The 18015-nt window shown below is 72.1% G+C and carries 20 protein-coding genes; 12 read left to right on the forward strand and 8 right to left on the reverse strand.

Features of this window, described 5'->3' with window-relative positions; genetic code table 11:
- The first annotated feature begins 146 nt into the window (after window positions 1-146).
- The 3 genes from OG892_RS07010 to OG892_RS07020 all read left to right on the forward strand — a co-directional run bounded on the left by OG892_RS07010 (window position 147) and on the right by OG892_RS07020 (window position 3471).
- A complete protein-coding gene (locus OG892_RS07010; RefSeq protein WP_371628703.1) occupies window positions 147-1214 on the forward strand; it encodes a hypothetical protein in 1068 nt (355 codons plus the stop codon).
- A complete protein-coding gene (locus tag OG892_RS07015; RefSeq protein WP_371628704.1) occupies window positions 1211-2434 on the forward strand; it encodes a hypothetical protein in 1224 nt (407 codons plus the stop codon). Before OG892_RS07010 ends, OG892_RS07015 begins: the two co-directional genes overlap by 4 nt.
- A gap of 101 nt (window positions 2435-2535) precedes the next feature.
- Window positions 2536-3471 carry a pseudouridine synthase gene (locus OG892_RS07020; protein ID WP_328867617.1) on the forward strand — a complete coding sequence of 312 codons (936 nt, stop codon included), beginning with the start codon at window positions 2536-2538 and terminating at the stop codon, window positions 3469-3471.
- A 9-nt stretch (window positions 3472-3480) separates the two neighbouring features.
- On the opposite strand, the gene OG892_RS07025 is transcribed toward OG892_RS07020, so the two are convergent.
- The 3 genes from OG892_RS07025 to OG892_RS07035 form a co-directional block, all read right to left on the reverse strand.
- A complete protein-coding gene (locus tag OG892_RS07025) occupies window positions 3481-4110 on the reverse strand; it encodes an MBL fold metallo-hydrolase (protein ID WP_328867616.1) in 630 nt (209 codons plus the stop codon).
- Window positions 4110-5195 (reverse strand): S-(hydroxymethyl)mycothiol dehydrogenase, encoded by a 1086-nt coding sequence (locus OG892_RS07030; protein ID WP_328867615.1) that lies wholly within the window; start codon window positions 5193-5195, stop codon window positions 4110-4112. Before OG892_RS07030 ends, OG892_RS07025 begins: the two co-directional genes overlap by 1 nt.
- Window positions 5196-5323: 128 nt before the next feature.
- The gene (locus tag OG892_RS07035) at window positions 5324-6025 is read right to left on the reverse strand and encodes a FadR/GntR family transcriptional regulator (protein WP_073737350.1); all 702 of its coding nucleotides are present in this window, start codon (window positions 6023-6025) and stop codon (window positions 5324-5326) included.
- Between the two features lie 143 nt (window positions 6026-6168).
- On the opposite strand from OG892_RS07035, the gene OG892_RS07040 reads away from it, so the two are divergent.
- Both OG892_RS07040 and OG892_RS07045 read left to right on the forward strand, forming a co-directional pair.
- Window positions 6169-6678, forward strand: a complete 510-nt coding sequence (locus tag OG892_RS07040; protein WP_073737349.1) for a gluconokinase — start codon at window positions 6169-6171, stop codon at window positions 6676-6678.
- Window positions 6679-6689: 11 nt separating this feature from the next.
- Complete coding sequence (locus OG892_RS07045) at window positions 6690-8087, forward strand: GntP family permease (RefSeq protein WP_073737348.1); 1398 nt, start codon at window positions 6690-6692, stop codon at window positions 8085-8087.
- On the opposite strand, the gene OG892_RS07050 is transcribed toward OG892_RS07045, so the two are convergent.
- Together OG892_RS07050 and OG892_RS07055 are read right to left on the reverse strand one after the other, a co-directional pair.
- Window positions 8049-8753, reverse strand: coding sequence for a cytochrome b/b6 domain-containing protein (locus OG892_RS07050; RefSeq protein WP_371628705.1), 705 nt, complete (start codon window positions 8751-8753; stop codon window positions 8049-8051). The genes OG892_RS07045 and OG892_RS07050 overlap by 39 nt on opposite strands.
- Entirely contained in the window at window positions 8695-9459 is a 765-nt protein-coding gene (locus OG892_RS07055) for a molybdopterin-dependent oxidoreductase (RefSeq protein WP_371628706.1), read from the reverse strand. The genes OG892_RS07050 and OG892_RS07055 overlap by 59 nt, the downstream gene beginning before the upstream one ends.
- A gap of 110 nt (window positions 9460-9569) precedes the next feature.
- Here OG892_RS07055 and OG892_RS07060 point away from each other — a divergent pair, with 110 nt between their 5' ends.
- Window positions 9570-10013, forward strand: coding sequence for an ASCH domain-containing protein (locus OG892_RS07060; protein ID WP_371628707.1), 444 nt, complete (start codon window positions 9570-9572; stop codon window positions 10011-10013).
- A gap of 6 nt (window positions 10014-10019) precedes the next feature.
- Here the strand turns inward: OG892_RS07060 and OG892_RS07065 are convergent, their stop codons facing one another.
- Both OG892_RS07065 and OG892_RS07070 read right to left on the reverse strand, forming a co-directional pair.
- Window positions 10020-11273: an aromatic acid exporter family protein gene (locus tag OG892_RS07065; protein ID WP_327336131.1), complete on the reverse strand. Its 1254-nt coding sequence runs from the start codon at window positions 11271-11273 to the stop codon at window positions 10020-10022.
- A 102-nt stretch (window positions 11274-11375) separates the two neighbouring features.
- Window positions 11376-13031, reverse strand: coding sequence for an FAD-binding dehydrogenase (locus tag OG892_RS07070; RefSeq protein WP_073739366.1), 1656 nt, complete (start codon window positions 13029-13031; stop codon window positions 11376-11378).
- 217 nt (window positions 13032-13248) lie between these two features.
- Here OG892_RS07070 and OG892_RS07075 point away from each other — a divergent pair, with 217 nt between their 5' ends.
- The 6 genes from OG892_RS07075 (at window position 13249) to OG892_RS07100 (ending at window position 16999) form a co-directional block, all read left to right on the forward strand.
- The gene (locus OG892_RS07075; RefSeq protein WP_073739365.1) at window positions 13249-14142 is read left to right on the forward strand and encodes a DMT family transporter; all 894 of its coding nucleotides are present in this window, start codon (window positions 13249-13251) and stop codon (window positions 14140-14142) included.
- A gap of 96 nt (window positions 14143-14238) precedes the next feature.
- On the forward strand, window positions 14239-14868 hold the full coding sequence (locus OG892_RS07080; protein ID WP_371628708.1) for a TetR/AcrR family transcriptional regulator: 630 nt from the start codon (window positions 14239-14241) through the stop codon (window positions 14866-14868).
- Between the two features lie 63 nt (window positions 14869-14931).
- A complete protein-coding gene (locus tag OG892_RS07085) occupies window positions 14932-15705 on the forward strand; it encodes a glucose 1-dehydrogenase (RefSeq protein WP_371628709.1) in 774 nt (257 codons plus the stop codon).
- 34 nt (window positions 15706-15739) lie between these two features.
- Window positions 15740-16252 (forward strand): NUDIX hydrolase, encoded by a 513-nt coding sequence (locus tag OG892_RS07090; RefSeq protein ID WP_371628710.1) that lies wholly within the window; start codon window positions 15740-15742, stop codon window positions 16250-16252.
- Window positions 16253-16295: 43 nt separating this feature from the next.
- Complete coding sequence (locus tag OG892_RS07095; RefSeq protein ID WP_123528100.1) at window positions 16296-16691, forward strand: YidH family protein; 396 nt, start codon at window positions 16296-16298, stop codon at window positions 16689-16691.
- Window positions 16688-16999 carry a DUF202 domain-containing protein gene (locus OG892_RS07100; RefSeq protein ID WP_073739360.1) on the forward strand — a complete coding sequence of 104 codons (312 nt, stop codon included), beginning with the start codon at window positions 16688-16690 and terminating at the stop codon, window positions 16997-16999. The genes OG892_RS07095 and OG892_RS07100 overlap by 4 nt, the downstream gene beginning before the upstream one ends.
- A 43-nt stretch (window positions 17000-17042) precedes the next feature.
- On the opposite strand, the gene OG892_RS07105 is transcribed toward OG892_RS07100, so the two are convergent.
- The gene (locus OG892_RS07105; RefSeq protein ID WP_328867608.1) at window positions 17043-17978 is read right to left on the reverse strand and encodes an NADP-dependent oxidoreductase; all 936 of its coding nucleotides are present in this window, start codon (window positions 17976-17978) and stop codon (window positions 17043-17045) included.
- Between the last annotated feature and the right edge of the window lie 37 nt (window positions 17979-18015).

The following is an 18015-nucleotide window of genomic DNA, read 5'->3' on the forward strand; positions in this document are numbered from 1 at the left end:
CGCCCGGCCCCGCTCGGCGTCATCGCGCCGCCGCCCCGCCGAACCCTTCGGCGCCGCCTGCCCCAACCTCCCTGCCCATCAAGGCCGGTGACGACGTAGCATCGTCCGTTCGCGGTCATCTACGTGGTGCGCAAGGGGGAATTGTCATGGTCAGCGGGGGCAGACGGCGGGCCGCGGTCCTTGCCGGAGGTGTCGTCGGCGCGGTGCTGGTGTCCGGCATCGGGCTGTGGGCGACCGACAGTTGGCCGTTCCGCGCTTCCTACTGCTGGGGCGCGTGGGAGCAGAACAGCGGCGCGTCGTTCCTCGGCGAAGAGGCGCTCGGCAAGTCCGGCTCCGAGCGGCGGGCCACCGAGTCCGCGCCGCCCTCGGCCGGCCGGCCGCACGGCACCTGCACACTGGCGGTGACCTCGGAGGCCGAGGACAGCGACTCGGACAAGCCGCTCACCTTCAAGGAACAGATCACCCTGGAGTACGGGCCGGTGCCCGCGGGCGCCAAGGAGCGCCGGGCCTGGATAGCCCAGTACTTCCACGGTTCGGCCTCGCCGCTCCCGGACGGGCTCGACGGGCTGGTCGCCGCCGACCGGGCCATGCTGGTGCTACCCGGGGAGTGCGACGCGGACGGACGGCCGTCGGCGGTGACGATCCGGAGCGAGAGCACGGGCGACGGCCATCTCGGCAAGGTGGCCATGCCGTTCGCGATCGGCAATACCGCCGAGGTCGGACGCATGCTGCTCGATGCCGCCAACACCACGATGAAGAAGGCCGGTTGCGCACCGGGCAAGCCGCTGCGCACGGTGTCGCCCCTGGTGACGGTGGCGGAGGACGACGAGCGGGCGGAGAATCCGCTGTGCCGGATACCCGGGATGTCCTTCGACTTCGGTCAGGGTTCGCGCTATCAGCAGCAGGTGGGCGCGGTCACCGACCGGCTCCAGACGTGTTCGGTGGTGTGGCAGACCCCGCGAGCTGCCGACGAGCCGTCGGCGCAGTATGTGATGGCCCGCCGACCGCGCCTGGTCGCACTCTTCGACGGCCTGCCCACCGGTTCGGCCCACGGGCTGCTGCGCACCAACTGCGGTGGACGCCCGACGGTGTTCTACGGACACGTCGAAACCGGTCTCCAGGACCGGGGCAGGCCCAGCGACCGGCGGGTGTTCGACCGATTCACGGAGTCCGTCGGCAAGCGCATCGGCTGCGGGGACGGTGAGGACGCGTGAGCGAGGACCAGCCCGTCCCGGTCGAGGACGCCGAGAGCCCTGCGAGCCCCGAGGGTCCCGAGAGCCCCACGACCCTTGAGAATCCTGCGAGTGCCGGGGACGCCTTGGACGGCGGCAGTGGCCGTCCGTCCTTCGTGCGCCGCCTGCTCAGGAGCCGTACCGCCCGTGCCGTCACCGCCGCCGGACTGGCCGGCGTGCTGCTCGGCGCCGGTGCGGTCGCCTGGCGGACCGATACCCTGCCGCTGCTCGGGGACGCTCCCTGCTGGGACTCGCTCGGGGACGCCAGTGTGTCCGGGCTCTTCGGTGACCGCAGGATCGAGGTCGACGAACAGTCACTGGGCAACGCCCGGCAGGGCGACGGACTGTCGTACGGGCAGTGCCGCATCACCAGCTTCAAGGACGACCGGGCCATGCGTCAGGTGACCGTCAACGTGCACCAGCTGGACGGGCTGCGGGGAACCGACTCGGCGCGCTGGCCCCAGGAGTTCCTGGCGGCCGGCATGGTGTCGCTGGGCGAGGGGCTCCCCGGGATGGTGTCCGCGTCACGCGGCTGGCTGGCGCTGCCGCAGGGCTGCACGGGGCGCGGCGACTTCTCCGGGCCCACTGTGGTGGAGATCGCGATGGGACGGGCGGGCCTGGACTTCTCGTCGGACTTCGCGAAGGAGGACCGCGGCGCCCTCACCGATGCCCTGGTGGACGCGGCCAACGGGGTCATCCGGTCCTTCGGCTGCTCGGGCCGCTACCCGTCGCCGCGGTCACTGCCGTCCGTCGGCACCTGGCAGGACACCGACGCGGCCGCGCTCTGCGGCACCAAGGGGTTCGCCCTGCCCTCGGCGTACCGCAAGGAGCTGTCCAGCACCCTGACCGGTGCCGGCGACGACGGGCCGGCCCGGATCTGCGAGGTCGGCAGCGACTACAGCGAACCGGTGCTGCGGCTGACGACGGTGGTGGACCCGGCGCTGGCCGAGGTCTTCTCCTGGGACGCGCTGCGGTCCGGTGCCTCTCTGAAGGGCACCACGGGCTACGGAAAGACGACCGGGGGCCGGGCGGTGTACCGGGCGCGCTGCCAGACCGGGCCCGTGGTGTTCGTGGTGGAGCAGCTGCGGCAGACAGCGAAGGGCGGCTTCACGCTCACCGATGAGCTGCTGCCGGGCTACGTCGCCGCGGAGGCGGAGCGCATCGGCTGCGGCCCCCAGAAGCTGACGCTCCCCTCCGCCTGAGGCGGCGTGCCGGGCGAGCCCCGCTGACGCGCGGGGCTCGCCCGCTGTGGAAGGATCCTCCGCACCATGAGAACCAGCACCCGGGCGCCGGGCGGCCCCCGGTGAGGGGCCGCGCCAAGCCTCCCCCGTCCCCGTTGCCGCAGCGCGACGGGATCGATCCGGTGCGGGTGCGGCTCCCCGAGGACCCCGGTGGGCAGTGGCCCACGGTGCGTGATCATCTGCTGGAGCGGTTCGGCGGCGCGATCGGGGCGGACCGGCTCGACGCCATGATCGCGGCCGGCCGGTTCGTCTCGGCCAAGGGCCCGGTGACGGGCCGGGAGCCGTACGCGGCGGGCCGGTACCTCTGGTTCCACCGGGACTTCGCGCCGGAGGAGCCGGTGCCGTTCCCGGTCGGTGTCGTGCACCGTGACGAGCACCTGGTCGTCGCGGACAAGCCGCACTTCCTGGCGACGACGCCGCGCGGCCGGCACATCACCGAGACGGCGGTGGCCCGGCTCCGCCGCGAGCTGGGCCTTCCGCTGCTCCAGCCGGCGCACCGGCTCGACCGGCTGACGGCGGGGCTCGTGCTGTTCGTCGTGCGGCCCGAGGAGCGGGGCGCCTACCAGACGCTGTTCCGGGACCGCCTGGTGCGCAAGGAGTACGAGGCGGTGGCGCCGTACGACGCGCGCCTCGCCTTCCCGCGCACCGTGCGCAGCCTGATCGTCAAGGAGCGCGGGGTGATCGCCGCCCGTGAGGAGCCGGGCGAGCCGAACAGCGAGAGCCGGATCGAGCTGCTGGAGCACCGGGAGGGCCTCGGCCGCTACCGGCTGCTGCCCGCCACCGGGCGGACGCATCAGCTGCGGGTCCACATGAACGGCCTGGGGCTGCCGCTCGTCCATGACCCGGTCTATCCCGTGGTCGAGGCGGAGGGGGCGCCGGACGACTGGTCGCGCCCGCTCCAACTGCTGGCGCGGGTGCTGGAGTTCACCGACCCGGTCACGGGAGAGCCGCGCCGCTTCGAGAGCGGGCTGCGGCTCTCCGCGTGGCCGCAGGGGTGAGTCCCGCCCTCAGTGGCCGCGGGCGATCCATTCGTCCAGGTGCGGGGCCTCCGCGCCGATGGTCGTGGAGTCACCGTGCCCGGTGCGGACGGCGGTGTCCGGGTCGAGGGCGAGCAGCCGGTCCCTGATCGAGGCGACGATCGTCGGGAAGTGGGAGAACGACCGGCCGGTGGCGCCGGGCCCGCCCCGGAAGAGCGTGTCGCCGGTGAAGACGGTGGACAGCCCGGGGGCGTACAGGCAGACAGCGCCCGGGGCGTGTCCCGGCGTGTGCAGCACCTTGAGGGCCGTACCGGCGATCGTCAACTCCTGGCCGTCGGCGAGTTCGCCGTCGGGGGCCCGGTCCGGGTGGGTCTGCTTCCACAGCGGCAGGTCGTCGGGGTGCAGCAGGATCGGCGCGCCGGTGGCGTCGGCGAGCGCCGGGGCCGCGTCGATGTGGTCGTTGTGCGCGTGGGTGCAGATGATGGCGCGCAGCGTACGGCCGTTCAGCGCGGCCTCGATCGCGGCGGCGTCGTGGGCGGCGTCGATGACGACCGCCTCCGTGTCGTCACCGACGATCCAGACGTTGTTGTCGACGTCCCATTCGCCGCCGTCCAGGGCGAAGGTGCCGGAGGTGACGAGGTGGTCGATGCGGGCGGTCATCAGAGGACCACCACCGAGCGCAGGACGTCGCCGTCGTGCATCCGGGCGAAGGCCTGCTCGATGTCTCCGAGCGCGATGGTCTCGGTGACGAACGCGCCGAGGTCGATCCGGCCCTGCTGGTGGAGGTCGATGAGCATCGGGAAGTCGCGCGAGGGCAGGCAGTCGCCGTACCAGGAGGACTTGAGCGAGCCGCCCCGGCCGAAGACGTCCAGGAGTGGGAGTTCGAGCTGCATCTCCGGGGTGGGGACGCCGACCAGGACGACGGTGCCGGCGAGGTCGCGGGCGTAGAACGCCTGCTTGTACGTCTCCGGGCGGCCGACCGCCTCGATGACGACGTCGGCGCCGTTGCCGTCGGTGAGTGCGCGGATGGCCTCGACCGGGTCCTGGGCGCGGGAGTTGACGGAGTGCGTGGCACCCATCTTCTTCGCCGTCTCCAGCTTGCGGTCGTCGATGTCCACCGCGATGATCTTCGCCGCACCGGCGAGCCGGGCACCGGCGATCGCCGCGTCACCGACGCCGCCGCAGCCGATGACGGCGACCGAGTCGCCCCGGCCGACCTGACCGGTGTTGATGGCGGCGCCGATGCCCGCCATAACGCCGCAGCCGAGGAGTCCGGCGACGGCCGGGGCGACCTCGGGGTCGACCTTGGTGCACTGGCCGGAGGCGACCAGGGTCTTCTCCGCGAAGGCGCCGATGCCGAGCGCGGGCGACAGCTCGGTGCCGTCCAGCAGGGTCATCTTCTGCTTGGCGTTGTGGGTGTCGAAGCAGTACCAGGGGCGGCCTCGCAGACAGGCGCGGCACTGCCCGCACACCGCGCGCCAGTTGAGGACGACGAAGTCGCCCGGTTCGACGTCCGTGACGCCCTCGCCGACGGACTCCACGACACCCGCGGCCTCGTGGCCGAGGAGGAAGGGGAACTCGTCGTTGATGCCGCCCTGCTTGTAGTGCAGATCGGTGTGGCACACGCCGCACGCCTGGATCTTCACCACGGCCTCGCCGGGGCCGGGGTCCGGGATGACGATCGTCTCGACCCGTACCGGCTCGTTCTTTCCCGGTGCGATGACCCCTTGTACGTGCTGCGCCATTCCCGTGGACTCCCTTTCCCGACGTTCCCGAAGACCGATTCACGCCCTTGGGAGCGATGTGTTCCCGAGGATCGATCACGGACAACGGTACGCCGTGCGGGGTGCGGCAGGGCCGGGCGCGGCCGCCTTCAGGGCGCGAGTACGTCCAGCTCGTGCAGGGCGCCCACCGCGATCTCCTTCGTGAGCCGCTCCGCCTGCGCCGCGTCGCCCTCGCGCACCGCTTCGGCGAGCCGGACGTGGAGGGTGACGGCGGCCGGGTCGGGGTCCTCGAACATCACCTGGTGGTGGGTGCGTCCCGCCAGGACCTCCGCGACCACGTCCCCGAGGCGGGCGAACATCTCGTTGCCGGAGGCGTTGAGGACGATGCGGTGGAAGGCGATGTCGTGTTCCAGATACCCCTCCAGCTGCTGGCCGCGCGAGGTGGCGACCATGCCGAGGGCCCGCTCGGTGAGCTGCGCGCACTGGTCAGGGGTGGCGTGCCGGGCGGCGAGCGAGGCGGCGACGGGCTCGATCGCCGAGCGCAGCACCGTCAGTGAGCGCAGCTGGCGCGGCCGGTCGGTGCCGGCCAGCCGCCACCGGATGACCTGCGGGTCGTAGACGTTCCACTCCTCGGTCGGCCGCACGGTCACGCCGACCCGGCGCCGGGACTCGACCAGGTGCATGGACTCCAGGACGCGGACGACCTCGCGTACGACCGTACGGGAGACGTCGAAGCGTCGGGCCAGCTCGTCGGTGCGCAGCACCTGGCCGGGCAGGTGCTCTCCCGCGGCGATCTCCAGACCCAGGGTGTCCAGCACATGCGTATGCAGCCCCTGGGCAGGTGTGGTCATGGACCAAGGGTACGGGGCACCTCTCGGGAACATTAAGTACGACGTTTATGTCACAGCATCTTGAATAAGTCGTACGTATGAGTTTCAGTAGCGCGACGGACCGATGTCGAGGAAGACATCGACGAGGACAGCGAGGCACCGTAATGAGCACCCCCCACGTCGTCGTGGTGATGGGCGTGGCAGGGACCGGCAAGACCACGATCGGCCCCCTGCTCGCCGCCGCACTGGGCGTTCCGTACGCCGAGGGCGACGATTTCCACCCCCCGGCGAACATCGCCAAGATGTCGGCCGGCACTCCGCTGGAGGATGCCGACCGGTGGCCCTGGCTCGACGCGATCGGCCAGTGGGCACACGGCCGGGCCGGGCTCGGCGGCGTGGTCAGCAGCTCGGCGCTGAAGCGGGCCTACCGCGACCGGCTGCGCGCGGAGGCTCCCGGTGCCGTGTTCCTGCATCTGACCGGCGACCGGTCCCTGATCGAGGAGCGGATGGCGGACCGCAAGGGCCACTTCATGCCGGCCGCGCTCCTCGACTCGCAGTTCGCCACCCTCCAGCCCCTGGCTGACGACGAGGCCGGGGTCGCCGTGGATGTGGCCGGCACCCCGGAGGAAATCACCCAGCGAGCCGTCGCCGCGTTGCGCCGGCTCGAGAACTAAGGATCATCACCGTGACCAGTCTCAGCGTCGAGACGCTGGCAGCGGACGCCGTCGAACCGATCACCTCGGCCGGCAACGCCCAGTTGGGCATTGCCGTCCTGGCGGGCATCGCCGTCATCGTCCTGCTCATCACCAAGTTCAAGATGCACGCGTTCCTCGCGCTCACCATCGGCTCGCTGGCGCTCGGTTCGTTCGCCGGCGCCGCGCCGGAGAAGACGATCGCGAGCTTCACCGCGGGCCTCGGCTCGACCGTCGCGGGCGTCGGTGTCCTCATCGCGCTCGGCGCGATCCTGGGCAAGCTGCTCGCCGACTCCGGCGGTGCGGACCAGATCGTCGACACCATCCTCGCGCGGACGAGCAACCGGGCCATGCCCTGGGCGATGGTCCTGATCGCCTCGATCGTCGGTCTGCCGCTGTTCTTCGAGGTCGGGATCGTGCTGATGATCCCGGTGGTGCTGCTCGTCGCCAAGCGCGGCAACTACTCCCTGATGCGGATCGGCATCCCGGCCCTGGCCGGCCTCTCCGTGATGCACGGGCTCATCCCCCCGCACCCCGGCCCGCTGGTGGCGATCGACGCCCTCGGCGCCAACCTCGGCATCACGCTGGCCCTCGGTGTGGTCGTCGCGATCCCGACGGTGATCCTCGCGGGTCCGGTCTTCTCGCGCTACGCCGCCCGCTGGGTGGACATCAAGGCGCCGGAGAAGATGATCCCGCAGCGCCCGTCGGAGGACCTGGACCGCCGGCCCAGCTTCGGCGCCACGCTGGCGACGATCCTGCTGCCCGTCGTCCTGATGCTGGTCAAGGCGCTCGTGGACATCGTCGTGGACGACCCCGAGCAGGGTCTCCAGCGGGTGACCGACGTGATCGGCTCGCCGCTGATCGCACTGCTGGCGGCCGTCATCGTCGCCATGTTCACGCTGGGCCGGGCGGCCGGTTTCACCAAGGGCCGGCTCTCCTCCACCGTCGAGAAGTCCCTCGCCCCGATCGCCGGGGTGCTGCTGATCGTCGGCGCGGGCGGCGGGTTCAAGCAGACCCTGGTCGACGCCGGCGTGGGCCAGATGATCCTGGACATATCCGAGAGCTGGTCGATCCCCGCGCTGCTGCTCGGCTGGCTGATCGCCGTGGCGATCCGGCTCGCGACCGGCTCCGCGACCGTCGCCACCATCTCGGCGGCCGGTCTGGTCGCCCCGCTGGCGGCCGACATGTCGACCTCCCACGTCGCACTGCTGGTGCTGGCCGTGGGCGCGGGCTCGCTCTTCTTCAGCCATGTCAACGACGCCGGGTTCTGGCTGGTGAAGGAGTACTTCGGGATGGACGTCGGCCAGACGGTGAAGACCTGGTCGGTCATGGAGACCATCATCTCCGTGGTCTCACTGGTCTTCATCCTGCTGCTGTCGCTGATCCTCTAGCGGCTCGTCCGGCGCCCGCCACAGCGGGTGCTCACGGCGGGCCCACTCCCGCCCCACCGACCCGGAGCGCATGCCGCGGCGTGCCTCCGGGTCGGCGTACGCCATCGCGATGTGACCGGCCAGCACCAGGCCGACGGCCAGGGCCAGCCAGTCGTGGACGAAGGTCGCGCCGGTCCGCCACATCAGCGGGGCCAGCCCGGTGAACCACATCAGCAGCCCGGTCCCCGCCATCACCAGCACCGCACCCGCGATCCAGGCCGCGTACAGCTTCTGCCCGGCGTTGAACTTCCCGGCGGGCCGCGACCCCGGCCGCCGGTCCCGGCGGCGGACCGCCCGCAGCCACTGCCGGTCGTGCGGCCCGAAGCGGTTGAGCCGGCCCAGATCGGCGCGCAGGGACCGCGCCAGCAGCCCCGCCAGCAGCGGTACGGGAATGAGCAGCCCGGACCACTCGTGGACGGTGACCACCAGATGGCGGCGGCCGACGAGTTCGGCGAACTGCGGCACGTACAGACAGGCGGCCGACGCCACGCAGAGGAGCATCAGGGCCGCGGTGGTGCGGTGCACCCAGCGCACCGGCCGGCCGAACCGCCGTACCCGGCCGGATGCCTCAGGTCGTGGGGGCGTCGTCACGGCCGTTGGACCGGCCGACCCAGGCGTCGACGTCATAGCCGAGCTCCTCCCAGTATCCGGGGCGTACGGAGTCCGTGACGGTGATCCCGGAGAGCCATTTCGCCGACTTGTAGAAGTACATCGGGGCCACGTAGAGCCGGACCGGGCCGCCGTGGGAGTGGGGCACCGGCCGGTCCTGCATGCGCAGCGCGACCAGCACGTCGGCTCGGCGGGCCTGGGCGAGGGTGAGGCTCTCGCTGTAGGTGCCGTCGAAGCAGGTGAAACGGATCGCCTTCGCGTCCGGCCGGACCCCCGCCGCGTCCAGCAGCGCGGAGAGCCGTACGCCCTCGAACGGGGTCTGCGGCACCCGCCAGCCGGTGACGCACTGGACGTCCCGCACCATCCGCGTCTGCGGCAGCGCCTTCAGGGCGTCCAGGGTGTACGTGGCCGGGTGGTCGACCAGTCCGTCGACGGTCAGCCGGTAGTCGGCCGCGCCCTTCGACGGTACGGAGGACGCCACCGAGTAGTACCGGAAGCCGCCGCCGTTGGGCAGCAGGCCGGTCAGCCCGGTGGGGTCCTTGTCGGCGACCGCGCCCAGACCGGATTCCAGGGTCCGCTGCAGGACCGGCGCGGCGACCAGCCCGGCGGCGCCGAGGCCGAGCATCGTCAGGACCAGGCGGCGGCCGACGGGGGCGCCGACGGCGTCCGGATCGGGTCCGGGCGCCGCCGGATCGGGGCCGGCGCCGGGAGGAGGACTGTTCACTCCTTGATTCGAGCACTCCGGGCCGCCGGACGCCAGGGGCTGCGCCCGGACGTCACCGACCCGTCAGAATCTCCGCGCGGCGGGCGCGGGGCGGATGCCAGACTTGCGCCATGCCGAACCGCGAAGCCCTCAAGCCCTTCCTGCTCGCCTTCCCCGGCCCGCTGCGCGACCAGTTGGTCGCCGCGGTCCTGGACGGGCGGAAGGTGTCGACCTCCGGCCTGCTCGTGGAGTACGAGATCGAGAGGGAGGAGCTGCCTCCGGTCGGTGAGCGGTCCGCCCTCATCGACTCCGGCGGCCGGGAGATCGCGGTGCTCGAAGTGACCGAGGTGCGTGTGCTGCGGCTCGCCGACGTCGGCCTCCAGCACGCGCTGGACGAGGGCGAGGGCTATGCGTCGGTCGCCGAGTGGCGGGCGGGCCACGAGCGGTTCTGGCACAGCGAGGAGATGCGGGACGCGCTCGGCGACCCGGAGTTCACCGTGGACGACGACACGATGATCGTCGCCGAGCGGTTCCGGGTCGTCGAGCGCGTCGGCCCCGACGCCCCGCAGGGCTGAGCGGGCTCACCGCGCCTGGGCCTCCTCGGCCCCCTTCTCCCGGCCCGCGCCCTTCACGAGGCCCAGCCGGCGCCGGAACGTGAGCAGCCGGGGATGGCGCTCGTGCAGATCGGCCGAACGCCGGTCGAGCTCCTGGCCCAGGCGCTCGGCGCGCTTCTCGATGTCCAGCTCGTCCAGGATGCGGTCCACCTCGGCGAGCAGGGCCCCGTGCAGCTGCCACTTCCTGGGGTGTTCCTGGACGGCGGCCAGCAGCATGTCCGCCACCAGGTCGCGGGTCGCCCGGCTGGTGGTGAGCGCGTCGGCGAGCCGGTCCTCCGCCTCCTCCGCGCTGGCGGCCATCGGGGTGGTGATGAGCACCGAGAAGCTTTCGATGGCCCCCGCCATCTGTCCGAACAGTTCCGTGATGTGGGCGGCGACCTCGGCGGGGAACAGGGGTTCGTCGCCCCGGTCCTTGGCGAGGTCGGTCAGCGTCCTGGACAGCACCCGCACGACGACCGCGCAGATCTCCAGCGTGTCCAGACCGGTGCGCAGCACCACCCGGTGGAGCAGCCCCTGCCGCACCCTCGGATTGAGCATGAGGCTTTCCTCCGCCTGCCGCAGGGAGGCGTCCACCTCGACGATGTCGTGGTCGAGACGGCGGGCCCGGTGCAGCCGGTCCGCCGCCTCCGGGACGGTGACCGGACGGGCGAGGTCGCTGCCCAGGTCGCGGAACATCTGCCCCATCTCGCGGGCCAGTCCGTCGATGGACGTGCCCGCGGTCTGCACCCAGACGGGCGGGGCGAACAGCAGGTTGAACAGCAGGCCCACGCCCGCGCCGATCAACGTCTCGAACACGCGCTCCCACGCCATGCTCGTCCTCGCGGACACCGAGGTGACGCCGAGGACCAGCATGGCGCTGATCGCCACCTCGGGGACGAACTCGTCGACCCGGACCAGTCTGCCGATGATCAGCGCGGTGAAGATGGTCAGCCCCAGGCTCCACCAGGACAGGCCGACCAGGGCGCTGAATCCGCTCGCGATGAGGACGCCGACGACCACGGCGGTCACACGCTTGACCGACATGTTGACGGTGGCGTAGAGGGTGACCTGGACGACGAGCAGCGCGGTCAGCGGTGCGGTCAGCGGTGCGGGTTCGGTCAGCGTCGCGGTCGCCACGGCAAAGGCGATCACCGCCGCGCCCGTGGAGCGCAGGGTCTGCGCGGCCACGGGCTCGGTGGTGCGCCGGACGAGGTTGATGACGGGTTCGGCTACTCCTGGCATCTTCTTCCCATGCCCGGATCCGGCGCCCGCGCACGGTCCCGGGCACCGAACCCCACCGGACGGACGCGCGAACGCGGCGCGCGGAGCCCGGCGGGGCAGCCGTCAGCCGACCGCCTGGGCCGCGGCCCGGCCGGCGGCCCGGCCGGAGAAGATGCAGCCGCCGAGGAAGGTGCCCTCCAGCGACCGGTAGCCGTGCACCCCGCCGCCGCCGAACCCGGCCGCCTCGCCGGCCGCGTAGACCCCGGCCAGCGGGGTGCCGTCCGCGGTGAGGACCCGGGAGGACAGGTCCGTCTCCAGGCCGCCGAGCGATTTGCGGGTGAGGATGTTCAGCCGTACGGCGATCAGCGGCCCGGCCTTGGGGTCGAGGATGCGGTGCGGCGCGGCGGTCCGGATCAGCTTGTCGCCCAGGTAGGCGCGGGCGCCCCGGATCGCGGTGATCTGGAGGTCCTTGGTGAAGGGGTTGGCGATCTCGCGGTCGCGGGCGGTGATCTCGCGGCGCAGGTCGTCCTCGTCGATGAGCCCGTCGCCGGTCAGGGCGTTCATGCCGCGCACCAGGGCGCCGAGGTCGTCCTCGACGACGAAGTCCGCCCCGTTGTCCATGAACGCCTTCACCGGAGCGGGCACGTCCGCGCGCGCCCGGCCGATCACGCCCCGGACGGACTTGCCGGTCAGGTCGGGGTTCTGCTCGGAGCCGGAGAGCGCGAACTCCTTGCCGATGATCTTCTGGTCCAGCACGAACCAGGTGTAGTCGTGGCCGGTGCGCATGATGTGTTCGAGGGTGCCGAGCGTGTCGAAGCCGGGGAAGAGCGGGACGGGCAGCCGCTTGCCCCGGGCGTCCAGCCAGAGCGAGGAAGGGCCGGGCAGGATGCGGATGGCGTGCTTGGCCCAGATCGGGTTCCAGTTCTCGATGCCCTCGGTGTAGTGCCACATCCGGTCGCGGTTGATGTGGTGGGCGCCCGCCTCCTCCGTGATGCCGAGCATCAGCCCGTCCACGTGGGCGGGCACGCCGCAGAGCATCCTGTCGGGCGGGGTGCCGAGCCGCTGCGGCCACTGCTTGCGCACGAGCTCGTGGTTGCCGCCGATGCCGCCGGAGGTGACGATCACCGCCTGGGCCCGCAGCTCGAAGGCGCCGGCCGCCTCGCGGCTGCTCGCGGTCCCGCGCGCCGCGCCGCTCGGCTCCAGGATCTCGCCGCTGACGGTGTCGATGGCGCCCCCGGTGCGGCCGAGACCGGTGACCCGGTGGCGGAAGCGGAAGGTGACCAGGCCCTTGGCGACGCCCTCGCGGACCCGGCGCTCGAACGGGGCGACGACACCGGGCCCGGTGCCCCAGGTGATGTGGAAGCGGGGGACGGAGTTGCCGTGGCCGTTCGCGTCGTACCCGCCGCGCTCGGCCCAGCCGACGACGGGGAAGAACCGCATGCCCTGCTGGTGCAGCCAGGAGCGCTTCTCACCGGCGGCGAAGTCGACGTACGCCTCGGCCCACTTCCTCGGCCAGTGGTCCTCCTCGCGGTCGAAGCCCGCCGTGCCCAGCCAGTCCTGGAGGGCCAGTTCATGCGTGTCCTTGATCCGCATCCGGCGCTGTTCGGGTGAGTCGACGAGGAAGAGCCCGCCGAAGGACCAGTGCGCCTGACCGCCGAGCGACTGCTCGGGCTCCTGGTCGAGCACGATCACCGAGCGGCCCGCGTCGACCAGCTCGGCGGTGGCGACCAGCCCGGCGAGTCCCGCCCCGATCACGATCACATCAGCGTCGTACGCCATGGGTTCCATCCTTGTCGGGGCGATCCGGACACGGTCCGGCGGAGGGTCCGCACCTGCCCGTGAGGTTCCTCGCGAAGTTACTGGTGCGTCAGATCTTCGGTACCGGCCGCCCCGGCGTCAACCGCCCGGTCGGCGGCACTCCGGCCGCACCGGTGGCGTCCAGGCGCTATCGTCGAAACAATTCACTCTCTTCCGGCCTGACTTGGGGTAGAGAAGCGTGTCGGTGCTGGTTCTGGTACTCGCCGTGAGCGCGGCCTGCTGTCTGGGCTTCGGCTTCGTGCTGCAGCAGGCCGCCGCCAGCCACGCCCCGAAGAGCGACTATCTGTCGTTCCGGCTGCTGCTGGACCTGATGCGGGTACGCAGCTGGCTGGCCGGTATCGGCCTGATGGTCTGCGGCATGGTGCTGGGCGCGCTGGCCCTGGGCAAGGGCGAGGTCTCCGTCGTCGAACCGCTGCTGGCCACCAATCTGCTCTTCGCGATGACCCTGTCCCGCCACCGCACCGGCCAGCGCCTCGGACGGCAGGGCTGGGCCGGGCTCTGGCTGCTGGCCTGCGGGGTCGCCGCGTTCCTGCTGGCGGGCGAGCCGAAGGGCGGCTCCGCGGTGTCGAGCCCGCTGCGGCACTGGCTGGTGATCGGCGTGGTGGCGGGCATCGCCCTGGCGCTCACCATGTACGCGGCACGCTCGCGGTCCGTGGCGGCCCCGGCGCTCCTCGCGGTGGCGGCCGGACTGCTGTACGGACTCCAGGACGCGCTGACCCGGGTGAGCGGCCAGCTGATCGGGGACGACGGCTGGGCGGCGCTGGTGATGAGCTGGCAGCCGTACGCGGTACTGGTCCTGGGGGTGACGGGGCTGCTCCTGGTGCAGAGCGCGTTCGAGACGGGACCGCTGCGGATGTCGCTGCCCGCGCTGACCGCGGCCCAGCCGCTGGCCGGGATCGCCTGCGGCATCGGGTTCCTCGGCGACCAGGTGCGCACCGACACCGGCGCGCTGGCCTGGCAGGCGGCCGGGCTCGCGGCGATCGTGACCGGGATCGTGCTGCTGGGGCTGCATCCGGCGATGCCGGAGGGGCCGGTGGGCGGGCGGCGCACCAAGACCCTTGAGCCGCGCTGAAGCCGGTACGCGCACAGCGTCCGGTGTCCCTTTTCTCACAGGAGTGCGGCCGCCCCGTCCTGGCAATTAATAATGGCCATCATTACAGTTGCCGGTATGGCGCGAACGTCGGGACAAGAGACCAGGGAAAAGCTGATCCGCGCGGCCGAGGAGATCTTCGCCGCGCAGGGTACGGACGGCGCCCAGCTGCGGGACATCGTCCGGCTGGCGGGCCAGAGCAATCCGTCGGCGGTCCAGTACCACTTCGGTTCCCGCGCCGGGCTGCTCGACGCCGTGATGGCCGGCCGCCAGGCCCGTACGGAGCAGGTGGTGGCGCCGCTGCTCGACGGGCTGGGCGCCGGCTGCGGTGTACGGGAGCTGCTCACCGCGCTGGTGACGGCGGAGGCGAGCCTGCTCACCGATGACCGGGGCCGGCGCTGTCTGCGGATCTCGGCCCAGCTGAGCCACGAGACCGGTCTGCGGACCGGCCCCCTACACCCGGCCCTGGACGGCACCGCCTACGGCCGGCTGATCGGCCGGATCCGGGACCGGCTGGACACACTGCCGGAGCCGGTCCGGCTGGAGCGGCTCGATCTGGCGCTCACCCTGATCGGCGCGGCGCTGGCCGACCGCGCCCGCCAGGGGCTCGACGGCACGGAGCCGCTGACCGGCCAGGGGCTCTTCCTGGCCGATCTCGTCGGGACCACCACCGCGTTCCTGGACGCCCCCGCGCCGCAGGGCGCGTGAACCACCGCACCACATGAACCACCCGCATCACATGAACCACCCGCACCGCATGAAGGACATGTCATGACCGACAAGAACAACCTCACCGACCGGACCGTCGTCATCACCGGCGCCGCCCGCGGCCTCGGGGCAGAGGCCGCGCGCCTCGCCGTGGCCGGCGGCGCGAACGTCGTGATCACCGATGTACTCGACGAGGAGGGCGCGGCGACCGCCGCGGAGCTCGGCGCGAAGGCCCGCTTCGTCCACCACGACGTGACCTCGGAGGAGGACTGGCAGCGCGTCGCCGCGTTCGCCCTCTCCGAGTTCGGCCGGATCGACGGCCTGGTCAACAACGCCGGGGTCTCCACCGGGCAGCCGCTGGAGAGCGAGACGGTCGAGCACTTCCGCAGGGTCATCGACATCAACCTGACGGCCGTCTTCATCGGCATGAAGACGGTGATCCCGCTGATGAAGGAGAACGGCGGCGGCTCGATCGTCAACATCTCCTCTGCCGCCGGGCTGATGGGCCTGGCCCTGACCTCCAGCTACGGCGCGTCCAAGTGGGGCGTGCGCGGGCTGACGAAGGTCGGCGCGGTGGAGCTCGGCACGGCGAAGGTGCGGGTGAACTCGGTGCACCCCGGCATGGTCTACACGCCGATGACCGCCTCGGTCGGCATCCAGCAGGGTGACGGCAACTACCCCAACACCCCGATGGGCCGGGTCGGTGAGGCCGGTGAGATCGCCGAGGCCGTCGTCTTCCTGCTCTCGGACGCCGCCTCCTACATCACCGGCGCCGAACTCGCCGTGGACGGCGGCTGGACCACCGGCCCGACCGTCAAGTACGTCATGGGCCAGTGATCACCCCCGGGCGGTCTGCTGTTGGATGAGGTGCATGACACCTTCTGACGAGATCCTGGACATCGTCGACGAGAACGACGAGGTCGTCGGGCAGGCCACGCGCGGCGAGGCGACCGCGCGCGGCCTGCGCCACCGCTGCGCGTTCATCGAGGCCCGGGACGCCGACGGCCGGATCTTCGTGCACCGCAGGACCGCCACCAAGCTGGTCTTCCCGTCCCACTACGACATGTTCGTCGGCGGGGTGGTCGGTGCGGGCGAGACGTACGGCGAGGCGGCGCTGCGGGAGGCCGAGGAGGAGCTGGGTGTCACGGGGCTCCCCCGGCCGGAGCCGCTCTTCAAGTTCCTTTACGACGGCGACGGGCACAGCTGGTGGTCGTACGTGTACCAGGTGCGGTGCGAGCTGCCGGTGAAGCCGCAGGCGGAAGAGGTCGCCTGGCACACCTTCCTCACCGACGAGGAGCTGGAGCGGCGGCTCGCCGACTGGCCGTGGGTGCCGGACGGCCTCGATGCCTACCGGCGGCTGCGGGCGTTCCGTGGAGTGTCCTGAACCGCCCCGCAGCGCGTACCGAAGCGGCAGATAAGGTCCGGACGTGAACGAATTCGTACAGAGCCTGCGGCTGTGGTTCGCGCCGCAGCGGATCCGCGAAGAGGGCGACACCCCCGATTACCGCTTCTCACTCGCCAACGAGCGGACCTTCCTCGCCTGGATCCGGACGGCTCTCGCGCTGATCGGCGGCGGTTTCGCGGTCGACCAGTTCCTGCCCGAACTGTCCTGGGGCGTGCGCGCCGGCCTGGCGCTGGCGCTGCTCGCGGCCGGGGTGCTGTGCGCGCTGCGGGCCGTCAACCACTGGGTGCGGTGCGAGCGGGCGATGCGGCGCGGCGAGGACCTGCCGGTGTCCCGGTTCCCGACGCTGCTGAGTCTCGCGGTCGCGGTGGTGGCCGTGGCGATGGTGGTGGTGGTCCTGTTCGGCTGGGAGGGCCGGTGACCGCGGCCGGACGCGATCCGGGGCTCCAGCCGGAGCGGACCAGGCTGGCCTGGCGGCGCACCACGCTGTCCTGCACGGTGGTGGCGCTGCTGGCGGGCAAGCAGGCGCTGCACGGCGGGGCGGGCCCGGCGGGGATCATCGCGCTGTCGCTGAGCGTGCTCGCCTGGCTGGGGTTCCTGCGGGTGGCCAACCGCCGGGTGCAGGGCATGGGCACCGCGCGCCCGAGGCCGCTGGGCGCGCGCGCCGCGCTGACGGCGGCGGCGTGCACGGTCGCGCTGGCCGTGTTCGCGGCCGCCATGCTGTTCTGATCCCGGACCGGCGGACACCGGTCCGGGCGGCGCGCCGGTCCCGTCAGCTCTCCCAGTCCACCGTCACGACGATCTTCCCCCGGGTGCGCCCCTGCGCGTTGAGCCGGTGCGCCTCCGCGGTCCGCTCCAGGGGGAAGACCCGGTCGACGTGGACCGTGATGATGCCGCGCTCCGCCAGTTCGGCCAGATGGGCGAGGTCCTTGGCGTCGGGCCGCACGAAGGCGTACTTGCCGCCGTACGAGAACACCTCGCTGTCCACGATGGAGGTCAGCCGCCCGTCCGGCGCGAGCGTCTCGGCGGAGGCCCGCAGTGCCTCCCCGCCCACCGTGTCGAAGGCGGCGTCGATCCCGTCCGGGGCCAGCGTCCGCAGCCGGTCCACGAGCCCGTCCCCGTACTCCACGGGTTCCGCGCCGAGCTGTCGCAGGTGCTCGTGGTTGTGCGCGCTCGCGGTCCCGATGACCCGGCACCCCGCGTGGCGGGCGAGCTGGACGGCCAGTGAGCCGACGCCGCCCGCCGCCGCGTGGACCAGGACGGTGTCGCCGTTGCGGATCCGCAGCGACCGGTGGAGCACCTGGTAGGCGGTGAGGCCGGCCAGCGGCAGCCCGGCGGCCTCCTCGAAGCTCAGGCTCAGCGGTTTGCGGGCGAGGGTGCGCACCGGGGCGGCGACGTACTCCGCGAAGGTGCCGCGGCTGAGGAAGTCCTCCCGCACGTATCCGATGACCTCGTCGCCGACTGCGAACTCGTCCACGGCCACGCCGGGCTGCACGACGACCCCGGACACGTCCCAGCCGGGGATCACCGGGAAGACCGCGTCGAGCGCGGAGTCCAGATTTCCCTGCCGCGCCTGCCGGTCCACCGGGTTGACCGCGGCGGCCCGCACCTTCACCAGGACGGTGTCGGGGCCGACCTTGGGGTCGGGCCGCTCGCCGTACTCCAGGACGTCGGCATCGCCGTATCCGCTGTAGCTGATCGCCTTCATCCTTCGACCATCGGCGCAGGTCAGGCGCAGCGCAAAT

The sequence above is a fragment of the Streptomyces sp. NBC_00341 genome (genome assembly GCF_041435055.1).
Taxonomy (GTDB): Bacteria; Actinomycetota; Actinomycetes; order Streptomycetales; family Streptomycetaceae; genus Streptomyces.